Origin of the sequence: Wolbachia endosymbiont (group A) of Ischnus inquisitorius (assembly GCF_964026985.1) — a bacterium.
Taxonomy (GTDB): Bacteria; Pseudomonadota; Alphaproteobacteria; order Rickettsiales; family Anaplasmataceae; genus Wolbachia; species Wolbachia pipientis.
Window position 1 is genome coordinate 1,105,267 of record NZ_OZ034715.1, and the last position, 17,401, is coordinate 1,122,667.

The window sequence follows — 17,401 nt, forward strand, 5'->3', positions numbered from 1 at the left end:
TTTGCTATAAATTATTCTTAGACAATCTACTTTTTTCACGATCCCACTCTCTCTGTTTTATGGTTGCTCTCTTATCGTAGAGTTTTTTTCCTTTTACAATGGCAATTTTAGTTTTTGCAAATCCTTTATCGTTAAAATAGACCGAAAGCGGCACAACAGTTATCCCAGCAGTCTTGATTTGACCAATTAGTTTATTTATCTCCTTTTTATGCAAGAGTAATTTACGTTCCCTTTTTGGTTTATGATTTTTTCGGTTCGCAGCTTTATATTCTGCAATATGCATATTGTGCAGCCATACTTCGCTATTCTTTTCAACAACGTAGGCGTCGGAAATATTTACTTTTCTTTCTCTTAGCGATTTAACTTCACTGCTTAATAAGACCATACCCGCTTCAAATTCTTCTAAGATGAAATATTCAAACCTTGCTTTCCTATTTTCTGCAATAACTTCCATATCTAAAGATATCTTTAAGCTTCAATATATTACAGAGTTTTTGACTTAATTCATAATAAAACAGTTATCCCAATAAATATAAGGTGCCAGGCTAGTCTGATAGCAACAGGATAACAAAAATCAAGTAAGTGCTTTTTCTGTCTCTCTAGGCACAAGTTCCTTTACTTCTTTCATTTCAGTTTTAGGCTTTGACATTATATATTGACCAGCACCAACTATGAGCGCAGATCCTGCAGCTAGTCCAATTATTGCTGGTACAGATAGGGCAGTAGCAAATGCAAGTGCAACACCAACTATCACTGCAGTTACAAAACACACAATAACACCTTTTACAATTGCATTTTTTGCAGATTGTTCTTTTTCTTTCACAATTGCATTTTTTCCAATTTGTTTTTCTTCCTTTTTCTCTGGAAGCTGCATTACATCTTTATTTTCGGTAAGATCCTTTGGCGTTTTTTTATTCTCATTTTTTAACGTTTGCTTTTTTTCCGCTTCCTCTAAAAGCTGAATTATACCTTGATATTTAGTAAGGTCTCTTGGCGTTTTTCCATCAACATCTTTTAATGAAGGGTCTGCTTCAGTGTGTAGCAGAACTTCCACCACTTTTATTTTGCCATTTTCAGCAGCAAGATGTAAAGGAGTACGTCTATCACCATTTTTTGCATTAACCTTTGCTCCTTTTGCGATTAGAATGTCTACTACATCTTTATGGCCCTCTCTGGCTGCAAGATGTAAAGGAGTACATCCATCATCATCTTTTGCATTAACGTTTACTCCTTTATTTAATAGGTTTTTCACCTTCTCCTCATTATTATGTTTAACAGCTGAATGCAAAGCTTTGATGTTCTCTTGTGCCTTTAATAGAGCTTCTTTTACCGCTTTATGGCCTTTTTGAGAAGCAAATGTTAAAGGAGTCCATTTATAATGGTCTTTCGCATTAACATCTGCTCCTTTTTCAATTAGAGTTTCTACTATATCTTTGCGGCCATTTGCAGCAGCAAGATGTAAAGAAGTCCACCCATCACTATTTTTTGCATCAACGTTGATTCCTTCTGCTTTTGATAGAACTTGTACTATCTCTTTGTGGCCATTTGTAATAGCAAGATGTAAAGGAGCCCATCCTTTATCATTTTCTGCATTAACATTTGCTCCTTTTCCAATTAGAGTGTTTACTACATTTTTGTGGTTCCTTTTCAACAGCAAAATGTAAAGAAGTCCATCCATCACCATTTTTTGCATCAACAATTGCTCCTTTTCCAGTTAGAATGGTTACTACATCTTCGTGGCCATAGTGAGCAGCAATATGTAAAGGAGTAATTTTATTATCATGTTCTGCATTAATATCTGCTCCGTTTTCAATCAGAGCTTTTGCTACATTTGCACAGTTCCAATAAGAAGCAAGATGTAACAATTTGACTTCCTTAGAATTTTGACCACGAGATATAGTAAATATGTAATTTATGCCAGATCCACTATCATTGTCAGGTTTACTCTTTTCCCACTCTTGACATAAATCTGGATCTTCTTCTTGTAACTTAGCTTTTATTTTTTCAACTATATTGTCCTTGCTCAAATCTGAAGGGTCATTTATTTTTTTTAATATTTCCATAAATTTATCATATTCCATAACTTCCTCACTTAAAATACATAACTTAGTTGTTATATCTTTTAACATAGAAGTCAAGAACCTAAATATTCGTTATTATCTTTCCTTAAAGAGTCATTTTAGTTATATTACAGACTATGAAAAACCTCAACTTTAGGAAGGAAATCAAGTTTTTTTCTCTGTCATTTATAATTTTATTTGTTCTATGGACTGTATTGTCTGGTTATTTTGAGCCGTTTTTTATTTTTTGTGGAGTGTTTTCCTGTATATTCACATCGTTTATCTTTAGAAGGTTGATAAACGCTGAAAGAGCTCTTAGCCAGATTTTAAATAGTACGAGTAGACTGTCGTTTTATAAGTTAGTAAGTTATATACCATGGTTAATGTACCAAATCATTTTATCAAGTGTTTATGTAACAAAAAAGGTGCTACAACTCAAATCTAAGCTTGAACCGATTATTATCCTAAGAAAATGCAAAGGGCATAATGACGAAAGCATTGCGTTATTTGCCAATTCAGTCACAATCACTCCCGGAACTTTAACTATCAATGTTGAAAGTAAGCAGAAAACATATTTCTCTACCATGTATTTGATAGATAAAGATCTTGAAAGCGGCATTTCTGAAATAGAAAATAAAATCTTAAAAATACTACGTTCAGTTAAGTAATTGCTTTAAATAAGTTAACAGCATCCTTATATTCCCTTACAAGACTTTCAAGCATTTCTTTTGGAAGGCTATTGTTAACAATAGAACATAAATAATTATACAAATCTTCTAACCTTAATATGTTATTTCTCTTCTTGCTGTTGAATTTATACGGAAAAATACCTTCCATAACTTCAATAGTAGTAGCCTTGTTTAAAAATACATTTTCACTTGTCACGCTTATTCTTGCTAAAACAGTGTTAATTTCAGGTTCGTCACTCGTATAAAAATCTGATAGCTGAGTTATTCTAATAACGTACAAAGTTACTATTTTTGACAAGCAATTATCAGCATATTCACAATTTTTTATTACCTCCCACTGAGTAACCTGAGATTTACCTATTTTTGCATTGTTCGGTAATTTACTCATTGAACTTTCTCCATTTAATCCAGTGTAATAAATTATACTAATACTTTGTTAAATAAATAATAACGCGATTACAAAAATATATACTTATAGTAGTATATTATACAAAAATAGCACAATATCTAAGCATTAAAGCTAGTTTTAGCTGGGTACATGGGGCTATTCGTTATTTTGTGTTGTCCAGTGAGGTTCAAAATTAGAGGTCCACTTATATAAAGAGTTTAGTCTGCCTTCTTTGCTATAAAATAAGTTTTCCTTTTGAGCTGTTTTGTTAGTATTAACTAAATTCTAAACTAACTGTGCTATAATGAAAAAGATAAAACTCGGAATACTAATTTCAGGTAGGGGGTCGAATATGCAGGCCTTAATAGAAGCATGTCAAGATCAGAATTTTTCCGCAGAAGTTGCATGTGTTATCACAAATAATAGCGAAGCTGCTGGTCTGAAAATAGCAGAGCAAGCAGGAATCTCAGCGTTTATTGTTAAAGATAAACCGCTTGATGCTGGTAAAATTCACGAAATACTTGTTCAACATAAGGTTGATTTAATTTGCCTTGCAGGGTTTATGAGAATTCTCAAAGCTGATTTTCTGAGTAAATGGCATAACAAGGTGATAAATATTCATCCCTCTTTACTTCCGTCTTTTAAAGGCCTAAACGCTCAAGAGCAAGCTCTAAAAGCAGGTGTAAAAATTACAGGTTGTACTGTACATTATGTCACTCCTGAAGTTGATGCTGGAGCCATAATTGCTCAAGTTGTTGTACCAGTGTTACTAGCTGATGATATTCAAAGCCTCTCAGAACGCATTCTAGCTGAGGAGCATAAGTGCTATGTAGAAGCAGTAAGATCAATAGCAGAAAGTATTAATTATTGACCCTGAGCGTTTTTTCCAACTTCAACGAAAAATAAATTTTCGGGTTCCAGTAAAGAACTTGCCAGCTCGTTTACTTTTTCTAGCTTTACGTCATTAATGAGACTTACAAAATTATTTAGACGATTAATATCGCGATTACGTACCTGCATACTAGCCAAGAACACTGCTGTGTTTGCGTTATTAGATAGGGAAAAGATAAAATTATTTACCATACTAATTTTTGTATCTTTAAATAATTGTTCATCAATTCCTTCCTTTTTTATCCTGCTCAATGTATCTCTTATTGCAGATATGGATTGACTGGCAGTAGAGCTATCAGTACTTAAACCTCCGGCTATAATATTTGCATGCGTATAACTAGCCATAGAGGCACTAATACCATAAGTAATTCCAAAATTTTGCCTTAGCTCTTTCATCAGCACTGAATTCAGCCCCATACCACCAAGCGCATTAACCAAAACTTGAGCATTATAGTAGTCTGGATCTTCATAAGCTATACCTTTTTGAGCAAAAAGTATCACACTTTGTGGTATATCCATAAAAATGTTCTTACTTTCTGCAGAACCAAAATCATTTTTCACAGGTATTTTTCTAACTTTTGATCTTTTTGACGGCAATTTAGATAAATATTTATCTAATAGCGTAATAATTTCTTCTTTTTTTGTACAACCAGCAACACTGATAACTATGTTATCTTTAGCAAAATTACGCTTTATGTATGTTAAAACATCGTCTCTAGTAATGCTCATTATAGTATCAAGAGTACCGTACACACTTTTTGAGTAAGGATGTTTTTTAAACAATAACGTATCTAATTCTTTTCCAGCAACAAAATAAGGATTTTTTTCAAGATTATTAAAATCAACTTTGGCTTTCTCGAAAACTCTATTCAACCCTTCAGAGTCAACTTTAGGACGTATTATAGCATCGCTAAGTAGTGAAATACTTTCTTCTAAATTTTCAGACAAAGTTTCTAATGACACTCCGAAACTTTCTAAATCGGGGTAAAAAAGTAAATTTATTCCTTTGATCTTCAGTTTTTTTGCAAAATCCTTAGCGTCATTTTCTTCTGCCCCTTCTTGGATTACAAGAGAAGTAAACCAAGCAAGCCCCTGTTTTTCTGCACTCTCATACACATAACCTGCATCTTTAAATGATATATTCAGTGAAACTTTTGGTAAAGCATGATTTTCTACAAATAAAAACTTAAATCCTTTACGGGTAGTGACCTCCTCTATATTTAGGTTACCACTTGCTTGTAAATTAAAGCCTAGACAGAAAAAAAATAGAAATATAATTTTACTTATTCTCATTATTATCTCCTTTTGGTAATAAACGACCAATTAACTTATTAGCAGAAAAAATAGCACGGATTTTATTATTTACATCCTCTAGATTGACATCATTAATCTTGCTATATGAAATATCTATTTCATCAAGTGGAATGCCAAGTGCTAGGTGCGGCACATAAAACATTGCTATATGAGTTAAGTCAGATAGATTATCAAACTGTGCTGCTTTGTATCTATATTTTGAGCTTTGTAATTCCTCGCTCGTCACCCCTTTAGATACGAAGCCATTAATAGTATTATCTAACTCTCTTTCAACAATATCTAAATTAGCGCCACTTTTTGGAATTATCATAATATCAATGTAGCCATCACTAAAAGCTAGGCTATTATAATAAGCAAACACTGATACTGCCACATCTTTATCTAAAACCAAATCTTTATACAGTTTGCTGGATTTGCCGCCACCTAAAATGTCAACCGCTAAATGAGCAGCAGAGGCTTCATTTATGTGATCAAATAAGGGAACACGATAACGAAAATATAAAACTGATTCTTTTACTTCAGTGCTCTCTAAGGTCACCGATAGACCTGCATTATGCACTGGATCCTGATTTGGGTAATTTCTCATTACAGGCTTAGCTTTAATTTCGCCATATTTTTCTTCTGCTAATTTCACTACTTCATCAAGTTCCACATCACCCACAATCAGTAATATTGCATTACCAGGGTGATAATAACTATCGTGAAACCTCACTATGTCATCCTGATTGTAAGTTTTGATATCGCTCTCCCAGCCAATAACAGATCTACCATAGCCATTACGGTAAAATGCACTATCCATTTCTTCCCACAACAAGTTATGAGGTTGGTTATCAAATCTCATTTTTCTTTCTTCCAGTACAATGTTTTTTTCTCTATCTATTTTGTCTTGAGTAACATTAAAGTTTCCCATTCTATCTGCTTCAACTTCCATTGCCAGTGGTAAATCTTTTTTGGGGACCAACTCATAATAACAGGTATATTCTTTAGTGGTAAACGCGTTAAATTTAGCCCCAATGCTACTCATAGTGGCTTCTATATCTGTGAACTTTCCTGTAGTTTCAAACATTAAATGTTCAAAGTAGTGAGCCAATCCTGCTTTGCCGATTGGATCATCCATTCCCCCAACTTTGTATATTACTGCATGTAAAACGGCTGGAATCCGATGATTAGAAACAACATAAACATCTAGTTCGTTACTGAGTTTAGTATATTTTATGTTGTGCTCTATGTTTAAAGCATTCGAAGAAATTGGGTAAGTAAAAAAAAGTACAGGTAGTATAAGAAAACTAAAAAACTTATGAAGCATTATTTCGACCTAATATAAAAACAATTATTTTATTCCTCATTTTGTTTAGAAATAAGCATATCGTATATATACCACTTATATAACAATGTAAACATTCCACAAACTATAGATAAATCTGCTAAATTAAAGGCTGGCCAATACCAATCATCAATATGAAAATATATGAAATCATATACAGCTCCCCAATAGATCCTATCAACTACGTTTCCGATTGCTCCACCAATCATCAGAGAAAAACCAAGGTAAGTTGACTGATCGTCAGACTTGTATATCAAATATGCAAGTATACCAATTATTAGTATTGAAAATGCTGAAAAAAAGAAACCGCCATGTGGTAAAGCGCTACACATTCCAAAACTAATACCTGAATTCCAAACTTCAACTAGTTTTATAAAACTAGCGATCTCAATTGATTCTCCTTCATCAATCAATGAGTTTATGTACAATTTGCTCGTTTGGTCAATCAATACTATAATTAATATAACAACTAAGCATAACTTTTTCATAAATTTGCCTTTAACCTATAAACTTTAAGTATATCATAATTTATCTGTTTTGTTAACTCCTCAATACTATGGAATTTTTTTTCTGACCTTATGAATTTTAAAAGTTGTATATTGACTTTATGACTATATACGTCTTCATCAAAATCGAATATGTGCATTTCTATTATAGGCTTTTTCAGATCCTTAAAAGTAGGTCTCATACCAATATTGACTACTCCATATAACCAATTTGGATTACTATCAGGAAAAGTCACTCTAGCGTAATATGTGCCAAACTTAGGTTTTATCATGCAATCTTCTATAGGAATATTTATGGTTGGAAATCCTATTTCTCTACCTCTACATGCACCTTTTGTCACAACACCAGAAACTTGATAAGGCCTGCCGAGCAATTTATTAGCAATTTCTATTTCGCCCCTTTGTACATACTCCCTTATTGAAGAAGAAGAGCAAATTTTGCCGTCAATTGTTAATGGCTCTAATTTAGTCAAAGAGTATCCATATATTTCAGAATATTTCTCTAGAGTTAATATATTACCCAATCGTTTATGACCAAAAGTGCAATTTTCTCCGACAATTATGTGTTTAGCGCCATATTTATCTATTAAAATCTCACTGATAAAGTCATCGCAGCTAACCTCAGAAAAACCTCTATTAAAATTAATAATATATAAGTAATCTATACCATAGCTGCTGATTAGTTCCTTTTTTTGTTCTTGGTCTATTAACCTAAAATTGTTTCTACCAAATAAAACAGTTGATGGGTGAGGCTCAAAAGTTAAAACTGCAGAGGGTAATCCTCTTTCTTGTGCTACCTTCTTTAGAGTAGAAATTGCAAACTCGTGTCCTAAATGAATGCCATCGAAATTTCCGAAGGTTAGTGCTATATTATTTTCTATTCCTTGCTCACAATTATAAATAATTTTCATACAATTTGATGTTTTTACATGTTTCTTATATATAATAACTATATTTTAGTAAGCTACGGAGATAAATTGTGAAAAATGTTGTGATATATGTAAAGAAGGGCTGTCCATACTGCATAAGGGCAAAGGATTTACTAGATAAAAAAGGTGTGAAGTATGAAGAAATTGATGTGCTCAAAAACTCAGATCTATTTAACGACATAAAATCAAAGTATAACGTTAGAACAGTTCCACAGATTTTTATCAACGATAAGCACATTGGGGGGTGTGACAAATTGATGGATCTTGAAAAAGAAGGAAAGTTGGATGATATGCTAAATAATAATGACAATCACACTGATGTCACAACCTACACAAACAGCAATGATGAATGTGGAGAGTGTGTTATACCACATGATGATTTTATGTAACTTTTTATCTTGTTTTGTCGTGTAATACGTAAATGAAAACTAGTATGCTCACTTTAAACAATTCTTAATGAATTAAAAATACAATTCATTCAGTGAGTTTTTTTAGTGGGAAAAAATGACAAAAAATATTTCAATTATTAGCAGAAACTTAATTAGTATCGAATTAGTTAACAAACAAGATTTAGAGAATTTCATCAAGATTTTCACAGTGCTTGATAAACATATAGCAGCTAAAACACTTTTTACAGAAGAAGTGAAAATAGAGTACAAGCAGCACAACGGCAAAGAAGTTGTTGAATTGCTAAAAGATACAGGCTTTACATATCATGATATTGAAAATGTATTGAATCACCTGAGTAAACACGGAATGGAAGTGCCCAGCAGCATCATAGCACATACCCTTTTTTCTGCATGCAATCACGCACTTGAATCTAAGGATGTAGCATTTTCCTTTTCTGAAGGATTTCCACAATTTAACATCAGAGTAAATAAGAACACCTTCATAATAACTCCTATGAGTGAAGAGAATTTGGAATTGAATTCACAAAATAGCAGAACGCTTATAGAGTCACTAAAGAGCGAAAAAAGTATTTATGATTGTATAGCAGAAGAAAATACCATTAAAGTTATAGTGCATTCTGAAATGCATCAAGCTATAAATTTGATTATAAAATCACTGATAAAGTCTCGCCTTTTAGCAAAAGAGGAAGAAGGAAAATTCAAAGAGAAATTGAGACAACTTGCTTTTAAGGATCAAGCTTTTGTTGAGTATTCTAGCATCAGAACCATCAATAGGTATCCACATAATCATCCTCTGAGGAAGCATGAAAGTGTTACTAAGGATATAGAAAATATTTTATGTGATTTCATAACAAATGAGAACAGCGAGTTTGCTATAGAGCGACTAAATAGGCTGAGCTCAGCAGTTTCTCCGGATACTCCAAGAATCATCACTAAAACTATAGATAAACTTGTTAAGTTTTACTAAGGTATACGAGAGCCAATAGACTTCTTATATTACCTTCTGTCATCCAAGTAGCTTGGCTACTTGGTTCTTTTTTTGGGTTCCAGCTATGTACATAGCTGTATGAACATTGTAGCCGTTATTCAAGTAGCCCGCAGAAGCGAAAAACTTACTTGACAAACTCCGCCAACTCCCTTATCATGAAACTGAAGCTATTTATTTATCTTCTCTGTACAGATTAAATGACAAAAAAACTCACGTATCTGGCGTCTCATGTTTAATTTTTTGCACTATGTGCACCTTATGTCTTTACAAAACTTCTAGGTTTTTACCTAATATAAGCTAAAATGCGCTTATAAAGCATTTAAAACATAAAAAAACGCCAACTTAAAAAATGGATAGTGAATAACTAGCTACCCTAGGGTTTCTTTTGCCTTTTTTTCTGTTTAGTAAATTTCTTAATGTTTATAATTTAGATTAGTTGCGGCTTAAAAGCAACTGAATCGCGGTTATTAAACGTTTAGAATAAAAAAACGCCATACTTGAAAGTATAATGTAAGTAATTAGCCAACCACGGGGCTTCTTTTGCCTTTTTTTTGTTTGGTAAATTTTTTAACATTTATAGCTAAACGACAACCGTCATCCCACTACTTGTTAGCGGGATCTAGAGATACCGCGAATGAATCGCGGTATGACGGTTCGTGGCGGTATGACGGTTCGCGGTGGCATGACGTAGAATTTTATACTCACCAACTCAGTATTCCAACCTGGATTGTATCTTATCGGTAAAAAAGAAGAGCTATTTTAGGAAGTTTTTATAGGACTAAAACCAAAGAAAACTTGCATATAAGTTTATCAAGATGTAAAATTAAAGTTATTTTAAAAGAATAGGTTAATTATGAATCTTGTAACAAAATCTGCTATCGATTTTACTGCTTCATCTGTTCTCTCTGACGGAGAAATTGTTGATGATTTCTGTCTGAGTAAGCGCATAAAAAATAAGTATGCTGTCCTTTTTTTCTATCCACTTGATTTTACTTTTGTTTGCCCAACTGAATTGATATCGCTCAATAATAGAATAAATGAGTTTGCAAAGCGTGGTGTTGAAGTGATAGGAATAAGTGTAGATTCAAAATTTTCACATTATAAATGGCGAAACACTCCAGTTAATGATGGTGGTATTGGAGAGATTAGCTACACTTTAGTGTCTGATATCAAAAAGTCTATATCAAGAGACTATGGGGTCTTATATGATGACTCAATTGCGCTGAGAGCAACTTTCGTTATTGATGATAAATTTATTGTACGTCATCAATCGATAAATGATTTGCCTTTAGGGCGTAATATCGATGAATTCGTTAGAATCGTTGATGCAATTAAACATAATGAAGAGCATGGTGAGGTGTGTCCAGCAGGGTGGAAAAAAGGTAAGCCAGCAATGCAGGCAAGCGATGAAGGAGTAGCTGATTATCTAAACTCATATAGTGAAGAATTATAAGTTTAGTACAAAAGTTCTTATTATTGGATCCGGGGCAGCGGGTTATGCTGCTGCTATATATGCAGCACGTGCAAACTTAGAGCCAATTGTAGTAACGGGAATGCAGCCTGGTGGTCAGCTTACAATTACTACAGATGTTGAAAATTATCCTGGTTTTGTTTCAGTACAGGGTCCAGAACTAATGGAGCAAATGAGGTTGCATGCAGAAAAGGTTGGAGCAAAAATAATAGATGATGAGATAAAAAGCGTTGAACAACTTGAGGACTTTAATGAGTATAGATTTAGATCTTCTGGTAATATCAATGACTACTATTCAGATGCAATTATCATTGCATCTGGTGCGCAAGCGAAGTGGCTTGGTTTAGAAAGTGAAAAGAAATTTCAGGGTTATGGGGTTTCAGCTTGTGCGACTTGCGATGGTGCATTTTTTAGGAATAAAGTTGTAGCTGTGATTGGTGGTGGAAACACTGCTGTTGAAGAAGCAATATTTTTAACTCGATTTGCCAAAGAAGTGATATTAATACACAGGCGTGATAAATTAAGAGCGGAAAAAGTAATGCAAGATAGGCTCTTTAAAAATGATAAAATAAAAGTAATGTGGAACCATACCGTAGAGCAGATTCTTGGAGAAGAAAATCCAAAAAGGGTTGCTGGTATTGCGATTAAATCAGCAGAGATCGATAAAACCCAAGAATTAAAAGTGGATGGAGTGTTCATTGCAATCGGGCATGCACCAAATACGGGTATTTTTAAAGGCTTTGTTGAAATGGATGAGCAGGGTTACATCATTACAAAACCTGGAACAACTTTAACTAGTAGGGCAGGAGTGTTTGCTGCAGGTGATGTTCAAGATAAGGTATATCGTCAGGCAGTAGTTGCAGCAGGAACAGGATGCATGGCTGCGCTTGATGCAGAAAAGTTTTTAGAGTCGTAGTTATAGCTCTTTTTACAATAATCCGAACAGACCGTAATATGCTACTGGCCTGCTATAGCCATAAACACATATCTTATCGCATTCGGACTATTATAAGAAAGGCTATAATTCTAGGATTTTGAATAAATCGCTTGCAATTTTCCTTTTCTTTTTCATAATTATATTAGTAAATTATTAGGTAGGTTTAATATGCTTTATGGAGGGGATGGGATAAATACTAATGGTTATAGATATAATCAGACAACTTCAAGACAGCCGATGAACCAACACAAAAGTTATTTAAGGCTATTGATAACGAAAACCCGGAAGCTTTTAAACAAGCTCTGAAAGAAGGTGCGGATGTTAATGCGTTTGATAAGGAGGGCATGACACCTTTGATGTCTATTGTCAATGTCTGCGCTGTCAGCGGTGATGGACAGGCTACGTTAGAGAAAATGGCTAAATTGCTTATACAAAACAGAAGTATCAATATTAATGCTCAGAGTAAGCAATCTGTGTCTACAACACGGACGAGATATGATCCTAGTACACAAAGTGAAATATCAGAATTTATAACAACATCTAATATGCGCAAAGACACAGCTTTACATATTGCTTGTCAAGTTGGGGCTAAAGATGTGGTAAAAATATTGCTCACGCACCCAGATATAAAAACTGATATCAAAAATTATGAATATAAAAGCCCTGAAGATTGTATTGCAAGAGGATTTGAGCGCGTAATAAAATTAGAATTTAAAAAAGCACAAAAAGCAAACGAGTTGTTAGGTGCTCTTTCTAGCAGAAACATTTACCAAGCGAAAAGACCATTAAATCAAGAGTTTAACCCTAATTGCTGGAAAAGAAGCCGAAATGAAGAAATAGAAACGCCGCTTAGCTTAATTATTCAATCATGTTTACAAGGAATAACATCAGATAACAAAGAAGTATTGACAAAACTTTTAAAACATAAAGAGCTAGATTTTAGTCAAATAAAGCCAATACAAGCTATAGAGCAAAATTCGTGGGTGAAGCAAATAATTGAACAAGCCATTACAGAGCGATTAACCGCTACTATTAATAAAAAAGATTTAGATGATGTAAAAAAATTAGTAGAAGATAATTGCTTCATGAGTCATGCAATTGTTACTGCTGCATTGAGGGGTGTTAATAATCCAATCGAATCTATTACAAATTATCTAAATGAAAAATTTCCTGCAAATACATTACAACCTTTGGCAAGTACGAATGATATACCGGTAGGTTCTGAGCAAGTTATACAAGAACTTAAAGGTGAACTTGAAAGAACGAAAGCTCAACTCATAGAAAAAGAACGAGAGCTGGATAGGGTCGTACGCGAAAGAACGAGAGGCATTAACAAAATTTCACAGTTAGAAGAAGATTTAAGGCAGGAAAAATCGGCTCAAAAAACAAAAATCAATGATCTAAATAGTGAAGTAACTCGACTTAATAGAATTGTGTATGGAAGAGCAAGCGACACTGTCGAAATTTCACGATTAAAAAGAGATTTGAAACAAGTAAGGGAAGAAAGAGATAGGCTTTCATCAGAAAATAGACTGCTCCGTAGTAATAAAAACGAAAAATCCTCGCAAGCAATTTCTCCTGGTAAAAAACAAAGCAACTACGCTTCTGCTTCTTTTGTGTTGTCTGGAGCGTTTGCTGTTGGTGCATGTTTAGCAGTTTTATACGGTTATCCAGTAATAGGTGCTTGTCTTGCAGTAGTTGCACTTGTTCTTCTTTTAGTAGGATATTTTTTATACAAAGGAGATGAAAAAGACATAGGACCTGGTAGTGCCACAGATAATCCTCAAGTTACAAGGGTTTTGGCTTCTTCTCCAAACTCTGTTGGAAATTCTTATACATATTAAAAACATCTTGATAATTGAGGTGAGTGTAAACTTGAGTGGTCTCAAGACTCGAATGACCAAGCAGTTGTTGTATTGATCTTATATCAATATCTTCCTGAAGCAAATGAGTAGCAAAACTATGACGAAATGCATGTGGAGATAAAATTTCTGGCAGATTTAATATTCTCCTTATTTTCTGCAAACGATTGGCCACATAAGTTCTTCCCAATTTTTTTCCTCTTACTCCCACAAAAAGATGTTGTGCTTCATCAAGGTAAGGACAGGCTTTTACATATTCTTGTATACATTTTTTTACTACTGGGAGAATGAATACCTGCCTTTGTTTATCTCCCTTACCTGTTACTATTAAACTTTCATTGTTAATATCACTAACCCTAAGGTTCAACGCTTCACTGATTCTTAAGCCTGTACCATATAGCAGGACGATAATTGCAATTTCTCTTTTTACCACCCAAGGTTCACCCAGGTCGGATAGTTTCATTTCTTTCAATAAAGTTTTTATATTAGGTATTGATAATGCTTTGGGCAGAGTTCTTCTCTGAATTGGCCTTGATAAGGAAAATACAGCTTCATTGTCTATATTGTGGTTATTTTTTATGTACTTGAAGAAATTTCTGATTACTGAGAGTGCTCGAGTGTTGGATCTTGCGTTTACACCTCTTGCGTAACGAGAGGTAAGCCAACTTCTTAACTCAGGTATGCTTAAATTTTTCAGAGTACCAACATTTACTTCTCCACCAATGTGAGTATTTAGGAAACTTATAAGATCCTTCAAGTCCCTCATGTATGATTCCAAAGTGTTTGGTGAATAAGATCTGTTGCACCTCAGCCACTCATACCATTTTTCAATGATCGAACCGAGGTCCACAATTATTTTTTAAAGAAAGCATCGATGCACGCATCTCGAAAGGCTTCATTTATATCAGGATGAGAGTGACAAATTCTGTATATATCCTCTGCTGCTGCGCCATATGCCATTGCAACCGCTGCTTCATTGATTAGCGTATCAGCGTATGCTCCTATGATATGCACACCTAGTATTGTATCTGCTCTGCTACAAGTCAGCACTTTCACGAATCCTTCAGCATCATCAGTGATTTTTGCTCTGCCGTTTGCAGCAAATTGACATTTACCAACTTTGTACTTACGGCCAGCATTTTTGAGTTCCTCTTCAGTTTTACCGATTGAAGAAACCGCAGGGTGAGTGTAAATGACAGATGGTATAATTTCATAATCAACGTGAGGTACTTGCCCAGCGATTATCTCTGCAACTGCCACTCCTTCTTCTTCTGCCTTATGAGCAAGCATTGCTCCACCGATCACATCACCAATAGCAAATATTCCTTTCACATTAGTTTCATATCTGTTGTTAACTTGAACGAAACCGCGATTATCTTTTTCTATTTTTTCATCAATACCAAGATTCTCAGTGCATGGTTTGCGTCCTGCTGCCACCAATACCTTATCCGCCTCTATAGTGTTTGTTTGATTATCTTTTACAGAGCAAACTTTCACACTCAAAGAATTACTACTTTGTTTTATCTCCTCAACTTTAGTGCTAAGTAAAAATTTTATTCCTTGTTTTTGTAGACTAGAAAGTAGAGACTTACTTAATTCTCCATCCATTGCTGCAGCGATTCTATCAAAAAATTCTACTACAGTGACTTCAGACCCTAGCCTCCTCCATACAGAAGACATTTCAAGCCCTATTGCCCCGGCTCCGATTACGACAAGTTTTTTTGGTACTTCAGTTAAAGATAGTGCACCGGTGGAAGAAATAATGTCTTTCTCATCGATATTAATTCCTGGCAAAGAAATAACATCAGAACCGGTTGCAATTACTATATTTTTTGTCTTCAGCACCTTACCTTCAACTGAAACTTCAAGATTACCTTGGTCAAAAGAAGCAAGCCCATTGATTTTAGTGATTTTGTGAAGGTTAAACAGATATTCTATACCTTTTCCAAGTTCCTGAACTCTGGCGTCCTTATAACCTAGCATTTCTTTTAAATCGAAACTTGCGTCCTTAATTTTTATGCCAAACTTCGACAGATCATTTTTCGTGTGAGCATACTGATAGGAAGAATGGAGCAATGCTTTGGAGGGTATGCACCCAACCCGCAGGCACGTACCACCAAAAATGCTATTTTTATCTATGCAGGCAACTTTCAATCCAAGTTTTGCAGCAGCGATAGCACACTTATAACCACCTGGACCACCACCTATAACAATCAGGTCATAATCAATCATAAAGAACAAACCTATTTTCTAAAGAATAAACACCTTTTCCCTCAGTTGTTACATATATTTTATCGTGAGTAAACACTGGAGTGTGAAACACATTGCCAGGTACTTTGACTACCTTTCCTGCATTTTCAGATCCCGGAAAAGCAAACATTGAACCTTTATTGCTTGTCACCCACAGTGTATGGGCATGCATAATTGGAGCAAACAATTGCGTATTTTCTATTAAATCAGATGCCCAGACTGTTTCTCCATTTTTTATATCCAGGCCAATTATTTTATCGTCTTTAGTAACTATAAAAATTCTTCCGCCTTCTTTTTGCTCCTTTGGAGGAATAAGAGGACTGTAATATGATTCAATGTCTGATACACTTTTTACTTGCAGTGACTTTGACCATAAAATATTTCCTGATTTTACGTCAATACCATAAATATAAGAATTATTTGTAGCTATTAAAGTATCGCCAAGCACTCTCGGTGTAGTAGTTACATCTGTGAGCTGTGTATCCAAAAGGTTTGTAGCCAATTTTTGGCTCCACAATTTTTTACCGTCTTCATTAAAAGCTATTAACTCACCATTTGAAAATGGTGCTATTATTTTATCATTAGAAATTGCTGGCGATATGGAATACAAACCTCGAACCTCATTGATGCCGTTTTGATAAGTCCAAACGAAGCTGCCATCTTTTATATCAAACACGTACAGATAATTATCAATAGTCAATACTACCAATTTATTGTTTATTACTGCTGCTTTCCCTCTTACTGGAGCTCTCAATTCTTTTTCCCACTGAATCTCGCCGGTTTTTGCATCTATTGTGTGTAGAACGTTATCCACTATAAAGAAAACGTTTCCTCTGTGACGCAATAGGCTCATGTTACTAATTTTTTTTCTGTGTGAGAGGTGTAATTTCCAATTCATAGCCTTTGAGTTATCAATATCAAAGGAATATAAAGCGCCGTGCTTGTCTGATAAAATAACGCTATTTTCTGTAAGCACTGGAGCTACATATCCTTGAGATAGTTTTTTATCCACTAGACTTATTCTCTCGCTTGCCATTGTGTAACTGCTACACAATAACATTATCATGACAATTATTACTTTCATTATTTATTGAAAACAAGATTCATTAATATACATCTTAAGAACCTTAATTACAACGGAAATGTTCTTGCTGCATGTTAAAAACGTTGATTTATGAACGAAATATTATATTATTATGTGAGATAATGTATACTCTTAGAGGTAGTACACCTCATCCACTATGCGGCAACGTGCATAGCTGTACGAACATTGAGATATAAAAGTAATTTATACCAAGAAGAAAGATGTCATCCAAATAGCCTCTTTTCCTGTCATCCCAGTGCTTGACACTGGGATGGCTCTGTTGCATCGCAACTGAAAA

The 17,401-nt window shown here is 34.4% G+C and carries 18 protein-coding genes; 7 read left to right on the forward strand and 11 right to left on the reverse strand.

Annotated features, from left to right (window positions below; translation table 11 throughout):
- Positions 1 to 4: 4 nt before the first annotated feature.
- The 3 genes from smpB to AAGD90_RS07255 form a co-directional block, all read right to left on the reverse strand.
- Positions 5 to 454 carry an SsrA-binding protein SmpB gene (gene smpB / locus AAGD90_RS05765; protein ID WP_007548863.1) on the reverse strand — a complete coding sequence of 150 codons (450 nt, stop codon included), beginning with the start codon at positions 452 to 454 and terminating at the stop codon, positions 5 to 7.
- A 120-nt stretch (positions 455 to 574) separates the two neighbouring features.
- Positions 575 to 1,651: an ankyrin repeat domain-containing protein gene (locus tag AAGD90_RS05770; RefSeq protein ID WP_410529976.1), complete on the reverse strand. Its 1,077-nt coding sequence runs from the start codon at positions 1,649 to 1,651 to the stop codon at positions 575 to 577.
- Complete coding sequence (locus AAGD90_RS07255; RefSeq protein ID WP_410529977.1) at positions 1,593 to 2,129, reverse strand: ankyrin repeat domain-containing protein; 537 nt, start codon at positions 2,127 to 2,129, stop codon at positions 1,593 to 1,595. Before AAGD90_RS07255 ends, AAGD90_RS05770 begins: the two co-directional genes overlap by 59 nt.
- 68 nt (positions 2,130 to 2,197) lie before the next feature.
- Here AAGD90_RS07255 and AAGD90_RS05775 point away from each other — a divergent pair, with 68 nt between their 5' ends.
- A complete protein-coding gene (locus tag AAGD90_RS05775) occupies positions 2,198 to 2,728 on the forward strand; it encodes a Na+/H+ antiporter subunit E (protein ID WP_006280659.1) in 531 nt (176 codons plus the stop codon).
- Here the strand turns inward: AAGD90_RS05775 and AAGD90_RS05780 are convergent.
- Positions 2,721 to 3,137, reverse strand: a complete 417-nt coding sequence (locus tag AAGD90_RS05780; protein ID WP_006279382.1) for a hypothetical protein — start codon at positions 3,135 to 3,137, stop codon at positions 2,721 to 2,723. The two genes, AAGD90_RS05775 and AAGD90_RS05780, sit on opposite strands and share 8 nt — an antisense overlap.
- Positions 3,138 to 3,441: 304 nt before the next feature.
- On the opposite strand from AAGD90_RS05780, the gene purN reads away from it, so the two are divergent.
- Positions 3,442 to 4,008 (forward strand): phosphoribosylglycinamide formyltransferase, encoded by a 567-nt coding sequence (gene purN, locus AAGD90_RS05785; protein WP_341821810.1) that lies wholly within the window; start codon positions 3,442 to 3,444, stop codon positions 4,006 to 4,008.
- On the opposite strand, the gene AAGD90_RS05790 is transcribed toward purN, so the two are convergent.
- Genes AAGD90_RS05790 through ribF form a run of 4 tightly spaced genes read right to left on the reverse strand, consistent with a single transcriptional unit; the run spans position 4,002 to position 8,083 of the window.
- Positions 4,002 to 5,321 (reverse strand): pitrilysin family protein, encoded by a 1,320-nt coding sequence (locus AAGD90_RS05790; protein WP_341821811.1) that lies wholly within the window; start codon positions 5,319 to 5,321, stop codon positions 4,002 to 4,004. The two genes, purN and AAGD90_RS05790, sit on opposite strands and share 7 nt — an antisense overlap.
- On the reverse strand, positions 5,308 to 6,648 hold the full coding sequence (locus AAGD90_RS05795; protein WP_341821812.1) for a pitrilysin family protein: 1,341 nt from the start codon (positions 6,646 to 6,648) through the stop codon (positions 5,308 to 5,310). Before AAGD90_RS05795 ends, AAGD90_RS05790 begins: the two co-directional genes overlap by 14 nt.
- 29 nt (positions 6,649 to 6,677) lie before the next feature.
- Complete coding sequence (gene lspA, locus AAGD90_RS05800) at positions 6,678 to 7,154, reverse strand: signal peptidase II (protein WP_006279329.1); 477 nt, start codon at positions 7,152 to 7,154, stop codon at positions 6,678 to 6,680.
- Positions 7,151 to 8,083 (reverse strand): riboflavin biosynthesis protein RibF, encoded by a 933-nt coding sequence (gene ribF / locus AAGD90_RS05805; RefSeq protein ID WP_010082493.1) that lies wholly within the window; start codon positions 8,081 to 8,083, stop codon positions 7,151 to 7,153. The genes lspA and ribF overlap by 4 nt, the downstream gene beginning before the upstream one ends.
- 68 nt (positions 8,084 to 8,151) lie before the next feature.
- Between ribF and grxC the strand changes: the two genes are divergently transcribed.
- From grxC to AAGD90_RS05830, 5 genes are all read left to right on the forward strand, one after another.
- Entirely contained in the window at positions 8,152 to 8,490 is a 339-nt protein-coding gene (grxC, locus tag AAGD90_RS05810) for a glutaredoxin 3 (RefSeq protein ID WP_007550037.1), read from the forward strand.
- A gap of 115 nt (positions 8,491 to 8,605) precedes the next feature.
- Entirely contained in the window at positions 8,606 to 9,478 is an 873-nt protein-coding gene (locus AAGD90_RS05815) for a hypothetical protein (protein ID WP_341821813.1), read from the forward strand.
- A gap of 874 nt (positions 9,479 to 10,352) precedes the next feature.
- Positions 10,353 to 10,952 (forward strand): peroxiredoxin, encoded by a 600-nt coding sequence (locus AAGD90_RS05820; RefSeq protein ID WP_012673206.1) that lies wholly within the window; start codon positions 10,353 to 10,355, stop codon positions 10,950 to 10,952.
- Positions 10,939 to 11,886: a thioredoxin-disulfide reductase gene (trxB, locus tag AAGD90_RS05825; protein ID WP_264329504.1), complete on the forward strand. Its 948-nt coding sequence runs from the start codon at positions 10,939 to 10,941 to the stop codon at positions 11,884 to 11,886. The genes AAGD90_RS05820 and trxB overlap by 14 nt, the downstream gene beginning before the upstream one ends.
- 323 nt (positions 11,887 to 12,209) lie before the next feature.
- The gene (locus AAGD90_RS05830; protein ID WP_341822191.1) at positions 12,210 to 13,751 is read left to right on the forward strand and encodes an ankyrin repeat domain-containing protein; all 1,542 of its coding nucleotides are present in this window, start codon (positions 12,210 to 12,212) and stop codon (positions 13,749 to 13,751) included.
- On the opposite strand, the gene AAGD90_RS05835 is transcribed toward AAGD90_RS05830, so the two are convergent.
- The 3 genes from AAGD90_RS05835 to AAGD90_RS05845 are packed head-to-tail and all read right to left on the reverse strand — an operon-like array spanning position 13,696 to position 17,103.
- Positions 13,696 to 14,619 (reverse strand): tyrosine recombinase XerC, encoded by a 924-nt coding sequence (locus AAGD90_RS05835; RefSeq protein ID WP_341821814.1) that lies wholly within the window; start codon positions 14,617 to 14,619, stop codon positions 13,696 to 13,698. The two genes, AAGD90_RS05830 and AAGD90_RS05835, sit on opposite strands and share 56 nt — an antisense overlap.
- A 2-nt stretch (positions 14,620 to 14,621) precedes the next feature.
- On the reverse strand, positions 14,622 to 16,001 hold the full coding sequence (gene lpdA / locus AAGD90_RS05840; protein WP_341821815.1) for a dihydrolipoyl dehydrogenase: 1,380 nt from the start codon (positions 15,999 to 16,001) through the stop codon (positions 14,622 to 14,624).
- Positions 15,994 to 17,103: a PQQ-binding-like beta-propeller repeat protein gene (locus AAGD90_RS05845; RefSeq protein WP_264707350.1), complete on the reverse strand. Its 1,110-nt coding sequence runs from the start codon at positions 17,101 to 17,103 to the stop codon at positions 15,994 to 15,996. Before AAGD90_RS05845 ends, lpdA begins: the two co-directional genes overlap by 8 nt.
- Positions 17,104 to 17,401 lie beyond the last annotated feature (298 nt).

What these genes read in the sequence shown, in the direction of transcription:
- lpdA (WP_341821815.1), bottom strand. Translation starts at nt 16,001, where the DNA reads ATGATTGATTATGACCTGATTGTTATAGGTGGTGGTCCAGGTGGTTAT.
- ribF (WP_010082493.1), bottom strand. Translation starts at nt 8,083, where the DNA reads ATGAAAATTATTTATAATTGTGAGCAAGGAATAGAAAATAATATAGCA.
- AAGD90_RS05780 (WP_006279382.1), bottom strand. Translation starts at nt 3,137, where the DNA reads ATGAGTAAATTACCGAACAATGCAAAAATAGGTAAATCTCAGGTTACT.
- smpB (WP_007548863.1), bottom strand. Translation starts at nt 454, where the DNA reads ATGGAAGTTATTGCAGAAAATAGGAAAGCAAGGTTTGAATATTTCATC.
- AAGD90_RS05845 (WP_264707350.1), bottom strand. Translation starts at nt 17,103, where the DNA reads ATGAAAGTAATAATTGTCATGATAATGTTATTGTGTAGCAGTTACACA.
- AAGD90_RS07255 (WP_410529977.1), bottom strand. Translation starts at nt 2,129, where the DNA reads ATGTTAAAAGATATAACAACTAAGTTATGTATTTTAAGTGAGGAAGTT.
- AAGD90_RS05790 (WP_341821811.1), bottom strand. Translation starts at nt 5,321, where the DNA reads ATGAGAATAAGTAAAATTATATTTCTATTTTTTTTCTGTCTAGGCTTT.
- AAGD90_RS05775 (WP_006280659.1), top strand. Translation starts at nt 2,198, where the DNA reads ATGAAAAACCTCAACTTTAGGAAGGAAATCAAGTTTTTTTCTCTGTCA.
- AAGD90_RS05815 (WP_341821813.1), top strand. Translation starts at nt 8,606, where the DNA reads ATGACAAAAAATATTTCAATTATTAGCAGAAACTTAATTAGTATCGAA.
- AAGD90_RS05820 (WP_012673206.1), top strand. Translation starts at nt 10,353, where the DNA reads ATGAATCTTGTAACAAAATCTGCTATCGATTTTACTGCTTCATCTGTT.
- purN (WP_341821810.1), top strand. Translation starts at nt 3,442, where the DNA reads ATGAAAAAGATAAAACTCGGAATACTAATTTCAGGTAGGGGGTCGAAT.
- AAGD90_RS05795 (WP_341821812.1), bottom strand. Translation starts at nt 6,648, where the DNA reads ATGCTTCATAAGTTTTTTAGTTTTCTTATACTACCTGTACTTTTTTTT.
- lspA (WP_006279329.1), bottom strand. Translation starts at nt 7,154, where the DNA reads ATGAAAAAGTTATGCTTAGTTGTTATATTAATTATAGTATTGATTGAC.